The 8,405-nt window shown below is 64.0% G+C and carries 2 protein-coding genes; both read right to left on the bottom strand.

Translation table 11 applies throughout. From position 1 onward, the window contains the following. Window positions 1–2,938 (bottom strand): type I polyketide synthase (locus ACWIGI_RS41460; RefSeq protein ID WP_454209184.1); only part of this gene is annotated, 2,938 nt, incomplete at its 3' end. 41 nt (window positions 2,939–2,979) lie between these two features. Then, window positions 2,980–8,405 (bottom strand): SDR family NAD(P)-dependent oxidoreductase (locus tag ACWIGI_RS41455; RefSeq protein WP_454209183.1); only part of this gene is annotated, 5,426 nt, incomplete at its 5' end.

Below are 8,405 nucleotides of genomic sequence, written 5' to 3'. Positions count from 1 at the left end.
CCAACCACGGATGCGAACGAACAGACAACCGACCCGTGAACACCACACCATCAGAACCCGCAAGCTCAGTCCCCGCACCCAACAACGGATGCTCGAGCTCACTCAGTCCCACGGCGGTCAGGTCCCCGAGGGACGGCGGGGTATCGAGCCAGAATCGTTGTCTGTCAAAGGCATACGTCGGCAAGGCGATCCGCCGGCCACCCGTGAAGATCGTCTCCCAACGAACTTCGACTCCCGCGATGAAAGCTCGCGCCACTCCCTCGAGCAACGCGTCGATCTGGGGCCGATCCCCACGCTGAGTGGCGATGAACACCGCACTTGAACCCTCGCCCAGGCAGCCCTGCCCGAGGGTGGACAAAGTCGCGTCCGGACCCAACTCCACGAACCGGGTCACCCCGTGATCCTCGAGCCAGCGCACCCCATCGAAGAACCGCACCGACTCGCGCACATGAGCCACCCAGTACGCAGGCGAACACAGCTCTTCGGCGGTCGCCTGTACCCCAGTCACATTCGAGACCACCGGAATCCGCGGCGCGTGGAACGACACACCTGCCGCGACCTGTTCGAACTCTGACAACATCGGTTCCATGCACGCCGAATGAAAACCATGGCTCACCCGAAGACGCTTCGCCCTACGCCCCGAGGCCTCCCACTCGGAGACACGGCCGGAGACGGCCGCTTGCTCCCCCGAAATCACTACAGCGGAAGGACCATTCACCGCCGCAATCGAAACAAGGCGTTCGTGACCACGCAGCAGCTCCGCCACTTCGGCTTCACTGGCCTGCAAGGCGACCATCACCCCACCCTCGGGCAACGCCTGCATCAACCTGCCACGCGCGGCCACCAACACACACGCATCCTCGAGACCCAACACCCCCGCCACGTGCGCCGCGACGAGCTCACCGATCGAATGCCCCATCACGAAATCCGCACGCACACCCCACGACTCGAGAAGCCGGAACAACGCCACCTCAACCGCGAACAACCCCGACTGGGTGAACACCGTCCGATCCAACAACCCGTCCACATCAGGTGCAGCGAACACCACCTCCCGCAACGAGCACCCCAACAACGGATCCATCACCGCGCACACCGCATCGAACGCCTCAGCGAACACCCGATACGCCGCATGAAGCTCACGCCCCATCCCCGCGCGCTGGCTCCCTTGACCCGAGAACATGAACGTCGTCAGACCTTCGACCGGTGCACCCCGCACAACACCTGCCGCGTCCGTGCCTTCGACCACGGCACCCAAACCAGCCAACAATTGGGCACGATCCGACCCGAGTGCCACCGCGCGATGCTCGAACACCGACCGCGTGGACACCAACGACGACGCGATATCAGCGAGCGCGGCCCCGGGATCCGCGGTCACGAACTCACGCAACCGTTCGGCCTGACCATCCAATGCTCGCGATGACCTCGCTGAAAGCACCCACGGCACAACGGAACTCACACTCTCACCGTCGCCAAGGGACAGCGTCGAACCGGTCTCGGGCAGTTCGGCACCCTTGCCGACGCCCATGGTCTCCGGTTCCGTTGGTGCTTGTTCGAGGATCACGTGTGCGTTGGTGCCACTGATCCCGAACCCCGACACCGCCGCACGACGAGGCCCACCCGTCTCCGGCCACACCTCGGCTTCGGTGAGCAACTCCACCGCCCCCGAGGCCCAATCCACATGCGGGGACGGAGCATCCACATGCAACGTCGCCGGCAGCACGCCATGGCGCATCGCCATCACCATCTTGATCACACCCGCCACACCCGCGGCAGCCTGAGTATGACCGATATTCGACTTGAGCGAACCAAGCCGCAAAGCACGGTCCGGCTCACGATCCTGACCGTAGGTCGCCAGGAGCGCTTGGGCCTCGATCGGATCACCCAGCGCCGTGCCCGTGCCGTGGGCCTCGACCGCGTCGACATCGGAGGCCGCCAACCGGGCGTTGGCCAGCGCCGCACGGATCACCCGCTGCTGCGAGGGACCATTCGGTGCGGTCAAACCATTGCTGGCACCGTCCTGATTCACCGCCGAACCACGCACCACGGCCAGGACTTCATGCCCGTGACGGCGGGCATCGGACAACCGCTCCAACACCAGAACACCGACACCCTCACCGAAGCCGGTGCCGTCCGCAGTGGCCGAGAACGCCTTACACCGCCCATCCGGAGCCAATCCCCGCTGACGTGAGAACTCCACGAAAAGACCGGGCGTGGCCATCACGGTGGCTCCACCGGCCAAGGCAAGGGAACACTCCCCACCGCGCAGCGCTTGCACCGCGAGGTGCACCGCCACCAATGACGACGAACATGCCGTGTCCACGGTGACGGCAGCGCCTTCCAAACCCAGTGCGTAGGCGACGCGGCCGGACACAACGCTCAGTGAGCCGCCGGTCAGTGTGAACCCTTCGGCGGGGCCACCGAGATCCTTGCCCGCATAGGTCAGTCGGGGAAGATAGTCGCTGTACGCCACCCCGGTGAATACGCCGGTCTCGCTTCCGGCCATCGAGCGCGGATCGATTCCCGCCCGCTCCAACGCCTCCCACGAGGTCTCCAACAGCAACCGCTGCTGCGGATCCATCGCCGACGCCTCACGCGGACTGATGCCGAAGAAGCTTGCGTCGAAATCAGCTGTTTTGTAAAGGAATCCACCGCCCCTGGTATAGACCTTGCCCGAGGCCTCGGGATCCGGATCGTACAAGCCCTCGTCCCAGCCACGATCGATCGGGAACGCACCGATCGCGTCTACTCCACCGGATACCAAGTCCCACAAGCCTTCTGGTGACGAAACACCCCCGGGAAAGCGACATCCCATGCCCACGATCGCGATGGGCTCGGTGTTGCGCGCGTCCAGCGCTCGAAGGCGGCCACGTGCTTCCAGCAACTCGGTCGAGGCCTTCTTCAGGTATTCGAGAAGTTTGGCATCGGCATTGTCAGACATTTAGCACCAATCCATGCATCGATAAGAAATATTGCGAATGGCTACGAGCGCTCGAGCTCGTCGTCGATGATTGCGAATATCTCATCTGCACTTGCGAGTTGAATCCTGGCTGCGGCTTCGAGATCAAGCTCGGCCGAGTCGATTTCTTCCCAGTCGGCCAACAGTGTGCGCACCCGTGTTCGAACGGTCTCGCGCACACTCGCGTCATCGCTGACTACGCCCAGCAGAGCGTTCAGTTTGTCTATAAGCTGCGACGACCCGGCGGCCCCCTGTGTGGAAAGGGTGTCTGCGACAAGCCTTTCGGACAGGGCAGCGGGGTTCGGATGATCGAAGATCGCTGTGGCCGGCAATCGCATGCCGGTGGTGATGGAGAGCCGATTGCGCAGCTCTACCGCGGTCAGGGAATCGAATCCGAGTTCGTTGAAGGAACGCGTTCGATCGACGGTTCCGATGCCGGCGTGCCCGAGTACGACCGAGATCTCGGCACAGACGGTCTCCAGGGCGATCGCGAGACGATCCTCGGCGGCCGCACCCGAGAGCCGCTCAGACCATGCGAGCTCGCTCCGTCGGCTGCCGGTGGGATTCTTGCGCCGCTTGGGTGCTTCGGCGAGAGCACGCAGCAGTGTGGGAGTCGTGGCTTGGCTCCGCAGGACGCTGAGCGCTTCGCGGTCGACTCGGAAGGGAACCAGATTCGACAGCCCACTCCTCACCGCGCTGTCGAGTTCCGCAAGGCCTTCGTCGGTCGACAATCGGCCGATTCCGGAACGGGTGATCCGTTCTCTGTCAACGGTATTCAGGTGCCCCGTCATCGAGCTGTCCTGCTCCCAGACCCCCCAGGCGAGTGAGGTGGCCGCCAATCCTCGCCGCTGCCGATACCGTGCGATCGAATCCAGGGTGGCGTTCGCGGCCGCGTAGTTCGCCTGCCCGGCACTGCCCAGCACCCCCACCACCGACGAGAACATCACGAACAGCGACAGATCCGCCTCGCAGGTCAGCTCGTGCAGATTCATCGCACCGGCGACCTTCGGCCTGAATACTCGATCGAATGCCTCCGGGGTCAACGACTCGATGGTGCGGTCGTCGAGAACACCCGCGGCATGGACCACTCCCCGAAGCGGACGGTCGGCGGGAATGGTTGTCAGCACTTGTCTCAGAGATTCACGGTCGGTGATGTCGCAGGCGACAACCGCGGCCCGTGCACCCAATTCGGCCAAGTCTGCGACCAACTCGGCGGTCCCGGCGGCTTCCGTTCCCGAACGGCTGGTCAGGACGAAGTTGTCCACCCCGTGCCGCGATGCCAGATGACGTGCGACATGTCCGCCCAAGGTGCCGGTACCGCCGGTGATCAATACCGTCCCACGCGTACCCCAGGTGGGTTCGGGGATTGTCAGCACCAGTTTTCCGGAGTGCCGGCCCTGGCCGAGCAGGCGGAAGGCGGCGGGGGCGCGCCGGACATCGACGACCGTGATGGGTGGCAACTCGAGTACGCCCCGATCGAACAGTGCGGTCACGTCGCGCAGGATGGCACCGATGCGCCCGGGGTCGACCTCGAAGAGATCGAAGAACCTGTAGTCGACGGACTCCCCGAAGCGATCGAGGCTACCGGCATCGCGAATGTCGGTCTTGCCCATTTCGATGAAACGACCGCGCCCGGCGAGCATTCGAAGTGACGCATCGACGAATTCCTTGGCCAGCGAATTCAAGACGACGTCGATTCCGTTCTCACCCGCAACGGCACCGAATTCGGATTCGAAGTCGAGCGAACGTGATGAACCGATGTGTGCGTCGTCCAGCCCCAGTGACCGCAGGACCGACCATTTGCCCGGGCTCGCGGTTCCGAAAACCTCAGCGCCCCAATGTTTCGCGAGCTGGACCGCAGCCATACCGACACCACCGGCCGCAGAGTGTACGAGCACTTTGTCGCCGGAACCGAGTTCAGCCAGATCGACGAGGCCGTAGTACGCGGTCGCGAACACCAGTGGCACTGCCGCGGCCTCGATGAACGTCCACGTGGGTGGTTTCGGGACGATCATGCGGTGGTCCGTGATGGCCATGGGGCCGAATCCGGCGCAGAACAATCCCATGACCTCATCACCCGGTGCGATGGTCTCGACTCCCGCTCCGACCTCGAGGACCACCCCGGCGCCCTCGCTGCCGAGCTCAGCGGTGCCGGGATACATTCCGAGCGAGATCAGCACGTCACGAAAGTTCAGACCGGCGGCGCGCACAGCGACGCGGACCTCGCCTGCTGCCAATGGTCGGTCCCCTCCCCCTGACTCGACCAGACTCAGATTGTCGATGGTCCCTCGACCCACGATGTCCAGTCGCCACGAGGATGTGTCGGGAATCGTCAGCCCCCGCGTGGTCGACACTCCAGACTTCAGCCTGGGCACGAAGATCTCGCCATGTCGGATGGCGACTTGGGGTTCGTCGGCGGGAAGCACATGTGGCAGTGCGCGCAACGAGGCGATGTCCTCATCGACATCGACCAGCACGAAGCGTCCCGGGTGCTCGGACTGAGCGGTTCGCACCAGTCCCCAGATCGCGCCGCCTGCGAGATCGAGCGGGTCGCTGTGCCGAGCGTCCTGCACACCGATCTCCATGGTGGAGTTAGTGACGACCAGGATCTGCGAACCGATCAGGCCACGAGCGTCGAGGAGCTTCTGAATCGTGTTCAGTACCTCGGCTGCCTCTGCTTGCGCTCCCAAAGGGTCCGCGAAGCAACGGCTGTCGGACACGATGACGACAACCGGAGGGCACAGACGCTCCGAATCCGCAACCAACGTCTCGATATCGGCGAAAGCACGTGCCCTCGCGCCCCCACCGATCGACTCCACGACGGCCGCGCGACCCGACCCCAGGACAGCCCAATCAGTGAGTGGCGCCTCGTTCGCTACCGCCTCCGGGGATACCGGCTGCCAATCGACGTGGAAGAGCAACCCGGACCCAGGGTCGGCACCAGCTGGATCGAGCTGGTCCGTACGCAGCCGACGCATGACGAGCGAGCCGATCGATGCCACGGGAACACCTGATCCATCCGCCACGTCAATCGCGAATTCACTGTCGCTCGTCCGCGCCAGTCTGACCCTCAGATCGGCCGCACCCGCCCGATGCAATGCCACCCGTGTCCAGGAGAACGGTAATTGGATTCCAGTTCGTTCCGATGCATCGTCCGTTGTGAGAATCAGGTGCAGAGCAGGGTCCAACAGGGCAGGGTGAACAGCGAAAACCCCTGTTTCGGAGGCGATCTCCTCGACACCGTCGATCTCGCCGAAGTACTCCTCGCCCCGCTTCCACGCCTTGCGCAGACCCTGGAACGCGGGGCCGTACTCGAATCCTCGCTCCTCGACCGCTGCGTAGAGGTGATCGAGGTCGATTTCCCTCGCGCCCGCGGGAGGCCAGGCACCGAGGTCCACCGCAGGTGGGATGTCTTCACCAGTGCTGGACACGCGCCCGACCGCATGGCACGTCCAATCGCGTTGATCCGAATCGGCCGGTCTCGAGAACACGGTGATGGACCGACTGTGCCGCTCCTCGTCGAAATCGCTCAACGACACGTGGATATCGCGGCTGCCATCGCCCAGCAACAGTGGCGCCTCGAGGGTCAGCTCCTCGACTAGGTCGTAGCCGACGAGGACACCCACCTCGAGTGCCATGTCCAAGAACGCGGTGCCCGGTAGCAGCACCGATCCGGTGACCGCATGGTCCTTCAGCCATGGGAAGTTGTCCAAGGACAGTCGACCGGTGTAGACGGTTCCACCGTCGCCGGGCAGTGGCACCATTGTCGTGATCAACGGATGTCCGGTGGGTTCGAGGCCGACCGCTCGGGCATCGAAGGTGTCCGTGCTGTGCGTGAGCCAATAACGGTCCCGGTGGAACGCATAGGTCGGTAGTTGCACTTTGCCGGCACCACCTCGCCCCACCAACGAGGCCCAATCCACACTCACGCCGTATGCGAACGTCTGTGCCAGCGATCGCACGAAGCGGGTCATACCGCCGTCGTCACGTCGGAGCGTCCCGACTGTCGCAACCTGTGCCTGCGATGCGAATTTCGGCGCGTCTGGGGCTTCGGCGAGGTCGGCGATGCCCACGGTCAGGACGGGATGCGGGCTGACCTCGACGAACAGGTCGTATCCGGTGCCGATCATTCGCGTGATCGCAGACTCGAATTCGACTGGCTGTCGCAGATTTCGGTACCAGTACTCGGCGTCGAGCATCTCACTGGATCCCCAGTCCCCGGTCAGGGTGGAGCACCACGGAAGTTCGCTGCGAATACCCCTGATACCCGATAGATCTCGCACCAATTGCGCGTGGAGAGTTTCCATCAACGGGGAGTGGGACGGATAGTCGACGGGCAACCGCTTGGCTTCCACACCGAGATCCACTGCGTACTGAACGAACGCTGCGATCGCATCATTGACGCCAGCGACCACAACGGAACCGGGACCGTTGATCGCCGCGACCGAGACCACACAGCCCGAGGAATCGATCAGATCCCGTGTGGCATCGGCGGACAACGGCACGGCCACCATGCCGCCGGTTCCCGATGCCGTGCGCAGGGCCTTGCTGCGGAGTGCGACAATCTTGGCGGCGTCGTCGAGGCTGAGTGCGCCAGCGATGTACGCGGCCGCGATCTCGCCCTGCGAATGCCCGACAACCGCGTCCGGAACAACACCGCAGGCACGCCACAGCGCTGCGAGTGACACCATCACAGCGAACAGCACGGGTTGGATCACATCGACCCGATCCACGTCCGTGTCGTGGTCTTGTCCGCTCAGCACTTCGGTCAACGACCAGTCCACATGTGGTGCCAGCACGCTCTCGCACTGCCTGATGGTCGATGCGAACACCGGCGACGACTCGAGGAGCTCGCGCGCCATGCCGACCCACTGTGAACCTTGGCCGGGAAAAACGAAAGCGACTCTGCGCGAACGGACTTGACCGACAATCACATCGGGATCGTCACCACTGTCGGCGAGCACATTCAATCCGGCCAGCAGGTGATCGCGCTGCGCGCCCAGAACTACCGCGCGATGCTCGAACACCGATCGTGTCGTCACCAGAGACGACGCGACGTCAGCGAGCGAAAGCCCTTGATCCGCCGTCACGAACTCACGCAGCCGTTCAGCCTGACCTCGCAACGCCTGCGGCGACTTCGCCGAAAGCACCCACGGCACAACAGAATCTGCGCCCGTGGCACCGACGCGAAGCATCGGCGCGATAGCTTCGTCCAGATCTGTGCGGTCTCCGGATGCTGTCGGCTCCGGATCGACAGGTGCTTGTTCGAGGATGACGTGTGCGTTGGTGCCACTGATCCCGAACCCCGATACCGCCGCACGACGAGGTGAACTCGTCTCGGGCCACGCCTGGGCTTCGGTGAGCAACTCCACCGCCCCCGAGGCCCAATCCACATGCGGGGACGGAGCATCCACATGCAACGTCGCCGGCAGCACGCCATGGCGCATCG

The organism is Nocardia sp. NPDC055321, from assembly GCF_053645575.1.
The sequence above is the reverse complement of the archived record's forward strand: the minus strand, read 5'-3'. Positions and strand labels throughout refer to the sequence as shown.